We start from the raw sequence: 14,004 nt of genomic DNA, 5'->3' as shown, positions 1-14,004 counted from the left end.
GACCACGGTCTATAGCGGGATGCGGGTCGGGTCCACAAGCAAGCGGGTTACAGGGCCCTGTACATCACATGGGCGTCCACAAAGCCCCGGGTCGGATGGCGGAAGGCGCCGGGAATAGTGCCGATAATCTCCAGCCCGGCTTTTTTCCAGGCTTTGATGGCGGCGGCGTTGGTCGCCACCACGAGATTGTACTTCATGCCGCGAAAGCCCATGGCCCGGGCGCGTTTTTGGGATTCAAGGCAAAGGGCGACGGCGTATCCCTTGCCCCGCGCATCGGGAGAAATCACGTAACCCGCATTGCAAATGTGATCGCCCGGCCCGCCTTGATCCGGACGCAAATAATAGACGCCCACAAGGGCGCCCGCCGCATCGCGCGCAACCGCATTGAAACCGTCGGTTTTGAGCCAATAGCGTTTCGCAGACGCTTCGGTGACGTCTCGCGGCAGCGGATAGGACTCGCCGGCGCGGAAAGCGGGCTCGAGAACGGACCAGACTTCCGGCCAGTCCGATTCAACCTGCGGTAGCACATTCAACTCAGTCACTAACTTCACCTGCTCAAGAAAATCGCCATCTTAACGCCTGTCACCGAAAGCACCACCATTGTCCTATTTCGCCGGCGCACCCATTTATCCTTATACTGATGTTTAAAATGCGTCACAAAACGCGCCAAATAAAATATATCTAAGAAATTTCCGCTTTACGGTTCAAATCGCCGATACATCGCGTTAGGGTGCCGCCGCAATCAAAAATCGTGACACGAACTGCGCCGTTTTGCGACATGCAATTCCGCGGGTCGGAAATGTTGTGGCTAAAGCGGAGAGAGATTTATGCCTTCAGACCAACAAATTACCGCCGAACGAGACAGTAATGCGTCAACCCAGGATTTCGGCGACAACCCGATCGACGTGCGCGAGACCGATCATTACCAGGCGGAGTATATTCACGGCTTTGTCGACAAATGGGATCAGTTGATCGACTGGGATGCGCGCGCGGAAAGCGAAGGCCAGTTCTTTATCGACATGCTTAAAGCGCGCGGAAAGAAAACTGTGCTGGATGTCGCCGCCGGCACGGGCTTTCATTCTGTTCAATTGCTCAAAGCGGGGTTTGACGTCACCAGCGTCGACGGCTCTGCGGAGATGCTGACAAAAGCCTTTGAAAATGCGCGCCAGCGCAATTTGATGCTGAAGACCGCCCATGCGGATTGGCGTTGGCTGAACCGCGATATTCACGGCAAATTCGACGCCATTATCTGTCTCGGCAATTCCTTCACGCATCTGTTCAAAGAAGAAGACAGACGCCGCGCGCTCGCGGAATTTTACGCCGCGCTGAAACATGACGGCATCCTGATTCTGGATCAGCGCAATTACGACGCCATTCTCGATGTCGGCTTCGACAGCAAGCACAAATATTATTATTGCGGCGAACAGGTGACGGCGGAGCCGGAGCATGTGGACAATTCTCTCGCGCGCTTCCGTTACACTTTCCCGGACGGCTCAACCTATCATCTGAACATGTTTCCGCTGCGCAAAGCCTATATGCGCAATCTGATGAAGGAAGTCGGGTTTCAGCGCGTCAACACCTATGGCGACTTTCAGGAAACCTTTGACGATCACGAGCCGGACTTTCTCGTCCACATCGCGGAAAAAGCTTACATAGAATAGAGAGCCATGAGCCAGTCAGCCCAGAACATCACCGACATCGCCCGCAATTATTACGACAGCGAAGACGCGGATAATTTTTACGCGGCCATTTGGGGCGGCGAAGATATTCATATCGGCCTTTACGACGGCGCGGGCTCGATCAAGGACGCCAGCCGGCGCACCGTGTTGTACATGGCGAAACGGTTGAAAAACCTTCGTCCCGGCGCCCGCGTGCTCGACATTGGCTCCGGCTATGGCGGCGGCGCGCGCGTCCTCGCCAAAGAGTTCGGCGCCCATGTCACCTGTCTCAATCTTTCCAAGGTGGAAAATGACCGCAACCGCTTGCTGACGGCTGAACAGGGCCTTGATGACAAGCTGACGATTATCGAGGGCTCGTTTGACGACATTCCGGCAGGCGACGCGGAGTTCGATATTGTCTGGTCGCAGGATGCGATCCTGCACGCCGCCGACCGGGCCAGGGTGTTGAGCGAGGTCTCGCGCGTTTTGAAGGCGGGCGGGGAATTCATCTTCACCGACCCGATGCAGTCGGATGAACTGCACGATACGTCCCTGCTCCAGTCGATTTATGACCGCATCCATCTCAGCAGTCTGGCGTCGATCGGGTTTTACCGGCGGGAATTGCTGCAGCGGGGTTTTCGCGAAATCGCTGTTGAGGATTTCACCGGTCAACTGCGCACGCATTATGCGCGCGTCGGTCAGGAGCTTGAGCGGCAGCGGGGAAATCTCGAAGGCGAGATTTCACCCGACTATATTGACCGCATGCTTGTCGGCCTGAAGGACTGGGTCGATGGCGCAGACAACGGCTATCTCGCCTGGGGCGTGCTGCACTTCGAAAAAGTCTGACGCATCGCGCCGCGCTTCTATGCGGTTTCGGCGACCGGTATGGTTTCCAACGCGCCCGCCGCACTGTCGAGAAGGTCTGACGTTGCGCTCAGAATATCGACGACCGTATAGCCATTGGCGTAAGCCGCAAGAAACGCAACGAAAGCCAGCAATCCCGTGGTGCGCGAAATTGTGCGCCGCGCCGCCAGAAACAGGATGATTCCGCCGACCAACTGCAACGGCCCGGTAAGGCCGCTGGAAGCGAGCGACGGAAACACTGCGCCTAAGAGACCGAAATCACCTGTCGCCGTCAGCGGCTGGCCGCTGGCGATGGAGGTTGCGCCGGTGAGGGACAAAAAGCCCGCCCCTGCGCCTTGCGCTGCGTCTTTCAGCATGCAGGCGAGACCGGTTATCGGACCGCCATACAGGCCGCGGTTTTCACTGGCTGGTCTCACATCATAGCGCGGTCCCGCGCTTTTAATTGCTAGTGCCATTTTAAACTCTCCCGGTTCCACGCTTCGGAACAACTTCTCCGATTTGTAATCATTCACCCCAAAAAGCGTACAGGACGTGGCCGAATTGGGGCCGGAACTTGGCGCACGCCTTTGTGAACTTCGATGGCTTGAAGTTACGCGCATGGCGTTTTGGCGCTGTGATCGCCGACACTGAATTTGCAGATTGTTCGCGTGAATTTGCGCCGCTTACGCCTTTAAGGCGAAGTGACCGGCGCTGATTTCGCGTAAAAGGAATGAAGGCGCGTCAAGACCATTTGGCCTTGGTCGCCTTGTAGGATTTCGCGACGATCTTTTCGAGGACCGCAAGATCCACCTTGTCGAGCGCATTCACATAGAGACAGCTCTTGCCGTTTTTATAAGGCCCGAGTTTTTTGAGCAGCGGCTCGTCATCGCCAAGCGAGCCAAGGACATACAAAACCATATTCGCCTTGCGCGGCGAAAACCCGACCGCAAGCATGTCGCCTTCGCGCCCGCTGTCATATTTATAGTGGTACTCGCCAAAGCCAATGATCGACGGACCCCACATTTTCGCCTTCTCGCCCGTGATTTTTTTCATCATGGCGAGAAGGGTTTTGGCGTCCTTGCGGCGGGTTTCATTTTCAACCGCGTTGATGAAGGCGCTGACGCTGACCGCTGTCGGCTTGGTTTTCACCGTGGCTTTTTTCGCCGGCGTTTTCGCCGATGTCTTAGACGAAAGAGTCGCGCCGGGTTTCAGTTTCTTGCCTGCCGCCTTGCGCCGCGCAGTCACGTCACTTTCTCTCCCGTCGCTTTTTCCCAGTCAGCGGGAAGCCGCTTGCCGGCAAGATAGAACAAATAGGCGCCAATCACGCCGCCGATTGAAACGATGGACAAGGACCATCGCAGCGCCAGCTCGCCGCCCAGGGAGTCCGTCAGCAGGCTCGACAAAACGCCCGCGGAAGTCGGCCCAAAGCCAAGCGCGATCATGTTGAGAATGAAAAAGAACACGGCAGTCGAAAGCGCCCGCACGGAGACCGGCGCCAGCGTCTGCGCCAGCGCAAAAGCCGGCCCGAGATAAAAGCCGATCGCGAGTTGCACCGGAATTTGGAACAGCAGCGAGACAACCGGATCGGGATGCCACAGCGAAATCAAAAACAATGGCGCATTGATGAACAGCGCAATCGCCGGGACGAAGCCGTACATGCGCTTGTCCTTCGCGGCCAGCTTATCGACGATGTATCCGCCGAGAAACGTGCCCAGCGCATAGGCCGTTCCCGAAATCAGGCCCAGCGCGAACAGCACCGTCAGCAGGCTGAAGTCGGAGTGAGAGCGTGAATAAAAATCCACGATCCAGCCGCCATTCGCATAGCTCGAAAAGGAAATCGCCGCCGTGCCGAAAACAATGGCGCGATAGGTCGGGATCGCAAGCAAGTGCTTGGCCGCGCGCCAGACCGTGGCGATTTCCGCGAAGACAACGACGCGCGCGGATTTCGGCAATATCGCACATATTGAATGCACGAACTTTTCGAAAACGCCGATAGGCGCTTCAATTTTCAGCGTCTTGAAACTGTCCGTGCTTTTGCCGTCGTCAAACGCGCCGCGCTTGGGCTCGCGAACGGTGAATTTGAGCAAAATCGCGAGCAATATGCCCGGCAGGCCCACAACGACGAATGCAACGCGCCAGGAGAATGCTTGCGTCAGCCAGCCGCCGCCAAGAAACGCGAAGGCGACGCCGATGGGAATGCCCATGGCGTATATCGCCAGCGCGCCAGCGCGTTTTTCTTTCGGGAAATAATCTGAAATGAGCGAATGCGCCGGGGGCGAGCCCCCTGCTTCACCGACGCCGACGCCAACACGCGCCAAGGCGAGCTGAACAAAATTCTGACAAAGGCCGGACAACGCGGTGAACCCTGACCAGAGCGCCAGCGCGACTGAAATGATCGTCACACGATTGGCGCGATCTGCGAGCCGGGCGATGGGAATGCCGAGCGTGGTGTAAAGCACCGCGAAGGCAAATCCTTTAAGGACGCCTAGCTGCCAATCCGCAAGACCGAGATCGGCTTTGATCGCGGGAGAAAGAATCCCGATGATCTGCCGATCGACGAAATTAAACGTGTAAACGCAGGTGAGCAAAAACAGGACATAATATTTATACCCGTTTTTTGCTGATTGTTCGGGGGCTGTAACCGCTGTGTCGCCTTTCACGCGCCGGGCCTACAACCGCAGGCCGGTTACGCAGACAACGCCGGAAGCGCCGATCGCCGTGACCGCGCGCGGATTGTCAATCGTCATCAGGGAACGGATCGCCGCCATGGTGGAATCGGCGCGCGACAGACGCACTGTGTATTTCGCAAGGTCCTGAAGATCCTCACTGGAAAGACGCTCATCCAGTTCGTCGACCATGCAGTCGGAGACTCCGTCGGGAAGTCCGATGGCGCGAAAACGATCCTGCAACGTATAGCGCGCGGCGGTCGCACATCCTGCAATCATCGACGCAGCCAGCGCTGCAAAAAGTAATCTGATCATCCGGCGGCCCTCCCATAGACCTGTTATTGGTCATTTATGTTAACCGCAACAATGCGTAAGATCGCCTTCAAGCGCAAGAACGAAGGGTAGCAAGATGATGAAGGCGATGATGAGCCACGAGCCCGGCGGGCCGGAAACCCTCAAATTGACGGAGCTGGCGACGCCTGAACCGGGACCGGGACAAGTCCGCATCGCGGTCAAGGCGGCCGGCGTCAATTTTCCCGACACGCTGATCATTCGCGACCTTTATCAGTTCAAGCCGCCCCGCCCTTTCGCCCCCGGCGGCGAAGTGGCGGGCGTCGTGGACGCTGTGGGCGACGGCGTCTCCGGTTTCGCACCCGGCGACCGCGTGCTCGCGGGCGGGGTCAATGGCGGCTACGCCACGCATTTCGTCGCCAATGCGGCAGGCGTGCATAAAATTCCCGACGCCATGCCCTTTGATGAAGCCGCCGCCTTCATGCTCACCTATGGCACGTCGCATTACGCGCTGAAGGATCGTGCGAAAATCCAGCCCGGCGAGTCGTTATTTATCCTCGGCGCAGCGGGCGGCGTCGGCGCGGCGGCGATTGAACTGGGCAAGGCCTTTGGCGCGAAAGTCGTTGCGGGGGTGTCGTCGGAAGACAAGGCGGCGTTCTGCAAGGAGCTCGGCGCCGATGAAACGCTGATCTATCCGCGCGAGCTTGATCGCGACTCGCAAAAAGCGCTGTCGGGCGAGATCAAGAAGCTCTGCGGCGGCGAAGGCGCCAATGTGGTCTATGACGCGGTTGGCGGCGACTATGCGGAACCGGCGGTGCGCGCGCTCGCCTGGGAAGGACGCTTCCTCGTTGTCGGTTTCCCGGCGGGCATCCCCAAGCTTCCGCTCAATCTGACGCTGTTGAAGTCGTGCCAGATTGTCGGCGTGTTCTGGGGCGCCTTCACCATGCGCGACCCCGCGAGGAACCTCGACCATATCAAGGAGATGTTCTCCTTTTACGAGCAAGGCAAGATCCGCCCCCGCGTGACCGAGACCATCCCGCTGGCGGACGCCGCGAAAGCCCTTGAGCTGATCGCGAACCGCAAGGTGATGGGCAAAGTCGTGCTGACGGTCGATTAGACCATTTTTAGGCGTTCGGCAGGATCATCCATGAGGGCGAGATAATCTCGCCCTCTACACTGTGTCTTTCCGGACAAAGATCGAAAATTTCCACATCCGGCAACCGAAAACGCCTCGCAAGTCCAGAGAGTTCGTCGGTTCTCTTCGCAACCGCAAAATGACCTCGCGCGACACTCATGCTAGAGGAGCGCACCGGGATGCGGGAGAGAACTGCGGCGGCCCCTACCGAAGCCGGGGCCGAAACGTGGATGCGCCGTCCCCGGGAGGAAACGGCCAGCGAGGAAACGCCCTCTGGACGGCGCGAGGCGTCGGTTAGGACCACCTTAAGTTGGACCGACCGGCGCCGCCGCGCCGATCTTTTTCGCTACTGAAACGCCTGGATGCCGGTCATGGCGCGCCCGAGGATGAGGGCGTGGATGTCGTGGGTGCCTTCATAGGTGTTGACGGTTTCCAGATTCACCGCGTGGCGCAGGACGTGATATTCGTCCGAGATGCCGTTGCCGCCATGGACGTCGCGGGCGAGCCGCGCAATGTCGAGCGCCTTGCCGCAATTGTTGCGCTTCATCAGCGAGATCGCTTCGGGAACATAAGCGCCCGCATCGAGCAGCCGCCCGAGCGCCAGCGCGCCCTGCAGCCCGAGCGCGATTTCGGTTTGCATGTCGGCGAGTTTTTTCTGCACCAATTGCGTCGCCGCGATTGGCTTGCCGAACACCACGCGCTCCATGGCGTAATCGCGCGCCGCCATCCAGCAATATTCCGCCGCGCCCATGGCGCCCCATGAAATGCCGTAGCGCGCCTTGTTGAGACAGGAGAACGGACCGCGCAGGCCTTTCACATTCGGCAGCAGCGCCTCTTCCGGCACGAGCGCGTCATCCAGCGCGATCTCGCCGGTGACGGAAGCACGGAGCGATAGTTTGCCTTCGATCTTCGGCGTTGAAAATCCCTTGACGCCGCGCTCGACGATGAAGCCGCGAATATCGCCGTCGAGCTTCGCCCAGACAATCGCAAGATCGGCGATGGGCGAATTGGTGATCCACATTTTCGCGCCATTGAGCTTGTAGCCGCCGGATACTTTTTCCGCACGCGTGCGCATAGCGCCGGGATCGGAGCCGCCATCGGGTTCGGTCAAGCCGAAGCAGCCGACCCATTCGCCGCTGGCGAGTTTGGGGAGATATTTTTGCTTCTGTTCGTCCGTACCGAAACTTTCAATCGGATACATGACGAGCGAGGACTGCACCGACATGGCGGAACGGTAACCGCTGTCGACGCGCTCAACCTCGCGGGCGATCAGGCCGTAAGCCACATGGCTGGCGCCGCCGCCGCCATATTCCTCCGCCACGGTCGCGCCGAGCAGGCCTTGCGCGCCAAGCTCACTCATGATCTCAGCATCAAAGCGCTCTTCGCGATTGGCCATCAAAATCCGCGGCATCAGCTTGTCCTGGGCATAGCCGCGCGCCGCATCGCGGATCATCCGCTCTTCATCGGAAAGCTGGCTCTCCAGCGACAACGGGTCCTGCCAGTCGAAGGTTTGTTTGGCGTCAGCCATGTGCATCCTCGGTAATTTCAGTCTTCAGTTTGGTTTGGCCCGTCTTAAGCACTGTAACAGGTGCAAGCCAAGGGCATTCACTGTATGATTTCGCGGAAACAGGGCAAATAAACAAACAGCCATGAAAAGACGCGAGTTTATTGCAGGAACGGCGGCGCTGGGCGCCATGACTGCGACCGGCGTAAGCGCGAAGCCCGCCATCCGCAAGGGACGCATTAGGCAGGGGCTCTGGCGCTCCGTCTTCGGTACGAATAGCGACGGCGCCTATCGTTTAACGCTGGACGAGATGTGCCGGGAGGCGGCCAGGCTCGGCGCCCATGGCTTCGACCTCCTGCCCTTTGATGCAAAGCCCACCCTCGACCGTTATGGCCTCAAAATGCTGCTGGTCGGCGGCGGCCAGGAGATGGACCTTCTGACCGGGGTCATTCATCCGGGCGTGCATGACGCCATCGTGCACTCGCTGAAATCCCAGGCGGATCTATGTGCGCAGCATGGCGTGAAAATCGTCGCCGCGCTGTCCGGCCAGTTGCGCGGGCTTAGCTACAAACAGGCCGCCGACAACGCCGTTGAGTTACTGAACCGCATCAAAGAACATTTCGAAGCGCGCGGCGTCATCATGGTGGTCGAGAACGTCAATGATCGCCGCGCAAGTTCAACCGGTCTCGGACGCGACGACATGGCGTTCAATCATTGGGACTGGGGCGTCGAGGTGATCGAGCGCGTCGCCTCGCCCAATGTGAAACTCGCCTGCGATATTTATCACTTGCAGATCATGGATGGCGACGTGACGCGGCGCATTGAGGAAACCATTCATCACATCGCGCATTTTCACGTTGCGGGCGTGCCGTCGCGCGCGGAGATCGGCGAAGATCAGGAATTAAACTACCGCCATATCGCCGAAGTCATCGCGGCGAGCGATTATGACGGCTATGTCAGCCATGAATGGCGCCCCTCGCCCGGACGCGATCCGTTAGAGGCGATCGCGCAGGCGATGGACATCATGGATGTTTAAGCCGCCGATTTAAATAAGTTCGACAGCCACGCTGGTCGCTTCGCCGCCGCCGATGCAAAGCGAGGCGACGCCTTTTTTGCCGCCGGTCTGTTGCAGGGCGTTGATCAGCGTCACGATGATCCGCGCGCCGGAAGCGCCGATGGGGTGACCAAGGGCGAGGCCGCCGCCATGGATGTTCATTTTCTCGGCGGGAATTTTCAGCTCGCGCATCACCGCCATGGGCACAACCGCGAAGGCTTCATTGACCTCATAGAGATCAACATCTGACGCCGACCAGCCAACCTTGTCGAGCAGCGTCTTGATCGAGGCGACGGGCGCTGTCGTAAACCATTCCGGCTCTTGCGCATGCGTTGCATGGCCGACGATTTTCGCGACGGGCTTGGCGCCGCGCTTTTGCGCTTCCGACTGGCGCATGACAATGAGCGCCGCCGCGCCGTCAGAGATCGCCGAGGACGAGCCCGCCGTCACCGTGCCGTCCTTCTCGAAGGCAGGCCGCAGCGACGGGATTTTCGACGCATCCACAAGGCCGGGTTTTTCGTCATCGGAAACCGTGACCGATCCCTTGCGGCCCGCAACCTCAACCGCGACGATTTCGTTTTTGAAGCTGCCGGACTTGATTGCGCCTTGCGCGCGCGTCACCGAGCGCATGGAATATTCGTCCTGCTCCTCGCGGGAGAACTGCCATTCGCGGGCGCATTTCTCCGCGAAGATCCCCATGGAGGCGTGGTTGTTGTAGGGATCTTCCAGACCGTCATAGGCCATGTGATCGAAGATCTGGCCGTTGCCGAACTTGATGCCCGTGCGGCCCGTGGGGAGCAGATGCGGCGCGCCGGTCATCGACTCCATGCCGCCTGCAACAACAACCGACACCGAACCGGCGGCGATGGCGTCATGGGCCATCATCACGGTCTTCATGCCGGAGCCGCAGACCTTGTTGACGGTGACTGCGCCTGCGGAAACCGGAATGCCGGCGCCGATGGCGGCTTGCCGCGCCGGGGCCTGGCCGAGCCCCGCCGGCAAGACGCAGCCCATCATCACTTCGTTCACGTCATCGGCCTTCACGCCGCCGCGCGACAGCGCCGCCTCGATGGCGCGCGAGCCAAGCTCCGTCGCTTTCACCGTGGCGAAGGCGCCCTGAAAATTGCCGATGGGCGTGCGCGCCATGCCGGCGATGACGACGGGATCGGATGCAGTCATGGGATGCTCCTTTAAAGCAGCGGGCCTAAGCCGCTTTCTTGCCGCGTGAAATCACTTCCAGCGCCATCTTGTCGGCGATCGCGCCGGTGGGCAGGTCTTCCGCTTCGGCGCGGTTGAAAATGTCGGTGAGCAGCGCGCCAATATTGTCGATGCGCTTGTTCATTTCCGATGTCGTCCATGTATTGGTGATTTCAAGGCCGATGGAAATCACGCCTGCGCCATTGATCACATAGTCGGGGCAATACAAGATTCCGCGATCTTTCAGGGCCTGATCCATCTCCGGCGTTTTAAGCTGGTTGTTCGCAGCGCCGGCGATGATTTTCGCTTTCAGGCGCGGCAGCGTTGTCTCATTGATGGCGCCGCCCAGCGCGCAAGGGGCGAAAATATCCACATCGACACCCAGCGCATCTTCCGGCGTCGCGGTCTCGGCGCCAAAGCGCTCGACCGCTTCCTTCACCGCCTGCTCGTTCACATCGGCGACAACCAGCCTGCCGCCTTCTTCGTGGACGAGGCGCGCCAGATCCATGCCGACCGCGCCGACGCCGAGGATCGAGACGGACAGGCCCTTCAGGCTGTCGGCGCCGAATTTATGTTTTGCCGCCGCCTGCATGCCGCGCCAGACGCCGCGCGCCGTATGCGGCGACGGGCTGCCGCCAATACCCGCGGTCTGCACCCCGGCGGCGTATTTCGTGACCGTGCGCATCAGCTCCAGATCCGCGTCGCCAACGCCGGAATCCGCGGCGGTGTAATAGAGCCCTTCAAGGCTGTCGACCGCACGGGCGAAAGCCTTGAGCAGCTCCGGCGTCTTCTCGGTTTTCGGATCGGCGAAAATCACCGCCTTACCGCCGCCAAACGGGATGCCGCCCAGCGCGTTTTTGTAGGTCATGCCCCGTGAGAGGTTTTTCACGTCTTCGAGACCGGCCTCAAAACTGGCATATGGATAAATCCGGCAACCCCCGCAGCCCGGCCCGAGCGTCGAGATCATGCACCGCGATCAGAGCGTTCAGGCCGGATGTTTCGTCGGTGAAATGAACAACTTTACGCCAGCCTTCTACCGGCAAAACCTCAGACTTCATGGGAACTTTTCCTCTATACGCCATGGCCGCGCGCCATGCCTGACGCGCCCTCTCTTAACCGTATTCCCGGAGCGCTTCCGGTCAAATATAAGGCTTTCGCGCTTGACGCTTAGCATATAATGCTAAATACAGGCGGGGTTATTGGAAGCAGACATATGAAGCTCGACCATATCGACCACAAGATCCTGAAACACCTTCAGGAAAACGCGCGGATCACCAATGCGGAGCTCGCGGAACGGGTAGGCCTGTCGCCGACCCCGTGCCTGCGCCGTCTGCGGCGGCTTGAGACCGAGGGGATCATTAAAGGCTATCGCACGGAAATCAATCGTGAGGCGCTTGGCGTCAATGTCACGGTGATCATCCTGGTGAAGCTCGAACGCGAAGACGACAAGACGCTGCGCGAATTTGAATCGGCGATCAAAAACCGTGAAGAGGTGATGGAATGTTACCTCGTCACCGGCAAGTTCGATTATTTCATCCGCGTCGTCGTGCCGTCGCTGGCGACTTATGAAACCTTCCTGTCGGAAACGATGCTCCGTATGCCGAATATCGCAACGGTGGAATCAAGCTTCACCCTGCGCGAGGTTGCGCGCAAGGTTGTGACGCCTTTGCCGCAATCGATTATCCGCTAGATTTCCGGGCGGGCGCTAAGCAACGTTGGAAGAGGCTTCCGGGCGCGGCGCCATTGCGCGGTCAATTTCCGCATGCAGCGTTTCCGCGCGGATCGGCTTGGTGACGTAACCGTCAAAGCCGAGCGCGAGATATTCTACGACCTGCTGTTTCATCGCATGCGCCGACACTGCAATGATCGGCGCGGGCGCGTCTCCGCGCTGGCGTTCAATGTCACGGATCCGCCCCATCGCTTCCACGCCGTCAAGGCCCGGCATCGAAATGTCCATCAGGACAAGATCGAAGCTGTCATTTTCAAATGACGTCACCGCGTCGAGACCGTCATCCGCGAAAGTGACCTTGTGGTCGCGCTGGCTGAGAAAGGCGCTTATCACCGCCTGGTTCACCGCATTGTCTTCGCCGACAAGAATGCGCAAGCCCGAAACCGATCCCCGGAAGGGCGATGGCGCAGTCGCCGGACGCCCGCCCAGCGTTTCCGCCATGACCGGCGCCGTCGCCGAACTATCGCCCTGATGCTCAGACAATGGCGCAGGGAATTCCACGATGAAGCGCGAGCCCTCGCCCCGTTTTGACTCGACCCGGATTTCCCCGTCCATCGCCTCGACCAGTTGTCTGGTGATGGCGAGGCCGAGACCGGTGCCGCCATATTTGCGCGTGGTGGTGACATCCGCCTGCACGAAGGGTTCGAAAATGCGCTCAAGCTGGTCCGGCGCCAGGCCAATGCCGGTGTCGCTGACCGTGATGCGGACGCGGCTGCCATATGCCGACGGCGCTTCGATCAACACGCGGACCACACCATTGTCAGTGAACTTGATGGCGTTCGAAACGAGGTTGTGCAGAATCTGCAAAATACGATGCTCATCGCCGGACCGCACCGCGGCGCAATCGCCCGTGCACGCAATGTCGAGACGAATGCCTTTTTCAGAGGCCTTCAAAGCATGCAGTCGCTCGACGCGGGTCGCAACTTCATCGAGAATAAAGGGCGCCGTATCGAGTTCGATCTTGTTCGCCTCTATCTTCGAAAAGTCGAGAAGGTCGTTCAGCACAAGCATCAACAGATCGCCGGAGTCGCTGATGATTTTCAGCTTTTCTTTCTGGTCCGGCGTCAGGTCGCTATCCTCCAGCGCCGCCGCCATGCCGAGAATGCCGTTCATCGGCGTGCGGATCTCATGGCTCATATTGGCAAGAAATGTCGATTTCGCCTGATTGGCCTGCTCCGCCGCGATCTGGCGCTCAAGCGCGCGCTCGCGTTCATAGCGCATGGCCGCGCTGGTCGCTTTATAGGCTTTGAAGGCCACCATGAGATGGGTGACATACAGCACTTGCGAGCAAAGGATCGCGAGGCTGCCTATCCGGCCCGGCGTCTCCCCCGTGACCAGCGTGTAGGTCGGCAAGGCGAAAAAGTAGATGGAATGGGGAATGACCGCAGCAAGGAAGGTGCGCTTTTCATGATGCATATGCATGGTGACATGCAACAGCGCGCCGGCAAGCCACATCATCGCGAAAATTTTGCCCTGGTCGCCCCAATGCATCCACAGCAATACCGGGAAGAATGAGTAGACCGTCGTCGCTTGCGCCGCGGAAAAACACAGCCGCACCCACTCTTTCTCGGAGGGCGGGGTCTTGCGCGATGAATCCGTGAAGGCGCGCCAGATATACGTATCCGCGACCTGGCTCACAACGATCGCCGCAAACCATAAGACGGCCCAAAGCGGATTGACGACCGCCCAAAGAATGACGGCGCCGATCGCTGCAATGATGTAACGGGTTTTCAACTGTTCGCGCCGGGTCTGCGCGGTTGCAATCAGTCCGGAGAGGACCGACGCTTGGGCGTGTCCGTCAGCGACTTCTTGCTGAGGCGCGGCTTGCTGCATTCACTTCTCCCGATGCGGCGGTCATTGAGCGCCGCCTGTTTGAATGCCTCGAATAACGGGGTGTTCAATCAGCTTTAAAATAGAGGAAAAGTCT

15 protein-coding genes are annotated in these 14,004 nt (G+C 59.2%); 5 read left to right on the top strand and 10 right to left on the bottom strand.

What is annotated here, in order from left to right:
- Window positions 1–47: 47 nt before the first annotated feature.
- The gene (locus AC0L8G_RS11470; RefSeq protein ID WP_473384330.1) at window positions 48–542 is read right to left on the bottom strand and encodes a GNAT family N-acetyltransferase; all 495 of its coding nucleotides are present in this window, start codon (window positions 540–542) and stop codon (window positions 48–50) included.
- Window positions 543–827: 285 nt separating this feature from the next.
- On the opposite strand from AC0L8G_RS11470, the gene AC0L8G_RS11465 reads away from it, so the two are divergent.
- Window positions 828–1,661, top strand: coding sequence for a glycine/sarcosine N-methyltransferase (locus AC0L8G_RS11465; RefSeq protein ID WP_473384329.1), 834 nt, complete (start codon window positions 828–830; stop codon window positions 1,659–1,661).
- A gap of 6 nt (window positions 1,662–1,667) precedes the next feature.
- Window positions 1,668–2,504, top strand: coding sequence for an SAM-dependent methyltransferase (locus AC0L8G_RS11460; protein ID WP_473384328.1), 837 nt, complete (start codon window positions 1,668–1,670; stop codon window positions 2,502–2,504).
- Window positions 2,505–2,521: 17 nt separating this feature from the next.
- On the opposite strand, the gene AC0L8G_RS11455 is transcribed toward AC0L8G_RS11460, so the two are convergent.
- The 4 genes from AC0L8G_RS11455 to AC0L8G_RS11440 form a co-directional block, all read right to left on the bottom strand.
- Window positions 2,522–2,977 (bottom strand): hypothetical protein, encoded by a 456-nt coding sequence (locus AC0L8G_RS11455; RefSeq protein ID WP_473384327.1) that lies wholly within the window; start codon window positions 2,975–2,977, stop codon window positions 2,522–2,524.
- A gap of 265 nt (window positions 2,978–3,242) precedes the next feature.
- A complete protein-coding gene (locus AC0L8G_RS11450) occupies window positions 3,243–3,746 on the bottom strand; it encodes a DUF1801 domain-containing protein (RefSeq protein ID WP_473384326.1) in 504 nt (167 codons plus the stop codon).
- On the bottom strand, window positions 3,743–5,161 hold the full coding sequence (locus tag AC0L8G_RS11445; protein ID WP_473384325.1) for a spinster family MFS transporter: 1,419 nt from the start codon (window positions 5,159–5,161) through the stop codon (window positions 3,743–3,745). Before AC0L8G_RS11445 ends, AC0L8G_RS11450 begins: the two co-directional genes overlap by 4 nt.
- 9 nt (window positions 5,162–5,170) lie before the next feature.
- Window positions 5,171–5,482 carry a hypothetical protein gene (locus AC0L8G_RS11440; protein WP_473384324.1) on the bottom strand — a complete coding sequence of 104 codons (312 nt, stop codon included), beginning with the start codon at window positions 5,480–5,482 and terminating at the stop codon, window positions 5,171–5,173.
- Window positions 5,483–5,579: 97 nt separating this feature from the next.
- Here AC0L8G_RS11440 and AC0L8G_RS11435 point away from each other — a divergent pair, with 97 nt between their 5' ends.
- Window positions 5,580–6,575 carry an NADPH:quinone oxidoreductase family protein gene (locus AC0L8G_RS11435; RefSeq protein ID WP_473388856.1) on the top strand — a complete coding sequence of 332 codons (996 nt, stop codon included), beginning with the start codon at window positions 5,580–5,582 and terminating at the stop codon, window positions 6,573–6,575.
- 364 nt (window positions 6,576–6,939) lie between these two features.
- On the opposite strand, the gene AC0L8G_RS11430 is transcribed toward AC0L8G_RS11435, so the two are convergent.
- Window positions 6,940–8,121, bottom strand: a complete 1,182-nt coding sequence (locus AC0L8G_RS11430) for an acyl-CoA dehydrogenase (protein WP_473384323.1) — start codon at window positions 8,119–8,121, stop codon at window positions 6,940–6,942.
- A gap of 121 nt (window positions 8,122–8,242) precedes the next feature.
- On the opposite strand from AC0L8G_RS11430, the gene AC0L8G_RS11425 reads away from it, so the two are divergent.
- The gene (locus AC0L8G_RS11425; RefSeq protein ID WP_473384322.1) at window positions 8,243–9,133 is read left to right on the top strand and encodes a TIM barrel protein; all 891 of its coding nucleotides are present in this window, start codon (window positions 8,243–8,245) and stop codon (window positions 9,131–9,133) included.
- Between the two features lie 9 nt (window positions 9,134–9,142).
- Here AC0L8G_RS11425 and AC0L8G_RS11420 read toward each other — a convergent pair whose 3' ends face one another.
- Genes AC0L8G_RS11420 through AC0L8G_RS11410 form a run of 3 tightly spaced genes read right to left on the bottom strand, consistent with a single transcriptional unit; the run spans window position 9,143 to window position 11,406 of the window.
- Window positions 9,143–10,330 carry a thiolase family protein gene (locus tag AC0L8G_RS11420; RefSeq protein WP_473384321.1) on the bottom strand — a complete coding sequence of 396 codons (1,188 nt, stop codon included), beginning with the start codon at window positions 10,328–10,330 and terminating at the stop codon, window positions 9,143–9,145.
- Window positions 10,331–10,355: 25 nt separating this feature from the next.
- Complete coding sequence (locus AC0L8G_RS11415) at window positions 10,356–11,315, bottom strand: Glu/Leu/Phe/Val dehydrogenase dimerization domain-containing protein (protein WP_473384320.1); 960 nt, start codon at window positions 11,313–11,315, stop codon at window positions 10,356–10,358.
- On the bottom strand, window positions 11,254–11,406 hold the full coding sequence (locus tag AC0L8G_RS11410) for a hypothetical protein (protein ID WP_473388943.1): 153 nt from the start codon (window positions 11,404–11,406) through the stop codon (window positions 11,254–11,256). Before AC0L8G_RS11410 ends, AC0L8G_RS11415 begins: the two co-directional genes overlap by 62 nt.
- 155 nt (window positions 11,407–11,561) lie before the next feature.
- On the opposite strand from AC0L8G_RS11410, the gene AC0L8G_RS11405 reads away from it, so the two are divergent.
- Window positions 11,562–12,038, top strand: a complete 477-nt coding sequence (locus tag AC0L8G_RS11405; RefSeq protein WP_473384319.1) for an Lrp/AsnC family transcriptional regulator — start codon at window positions 11,562–11,564, stop codon at window positions 12,036–12,038.
- Window positions 12,039–12,053: 15 nt separating this feature from the next.
- On the opposite strand, the gene AC0L8G_RS11400 is transcribed toward AC0L8G_RS11405, so the two are convergent.
- On the bottom strand, window positions 12,054–13,910 hold the full coding sequence (locus tag AC0L8G_RS11400) for an ATP-binding protein (protein WP_473384318.1): 1,857 nt from the start codon (window positions 13,908–13,910) through the stop codon (window positions 12,054–12,056).
- Window positions 13,911–14,004: the final 94 nt, after the last annotated feature.

The organism is Hyphococcus sp. D3-15, from assembly GCF_055809375.1.
The sequence above is the reverse complement of the archived record's forward strand: the minus strand, read 5'-3'. Positions and strand labels throughout refer to the sequence as shown.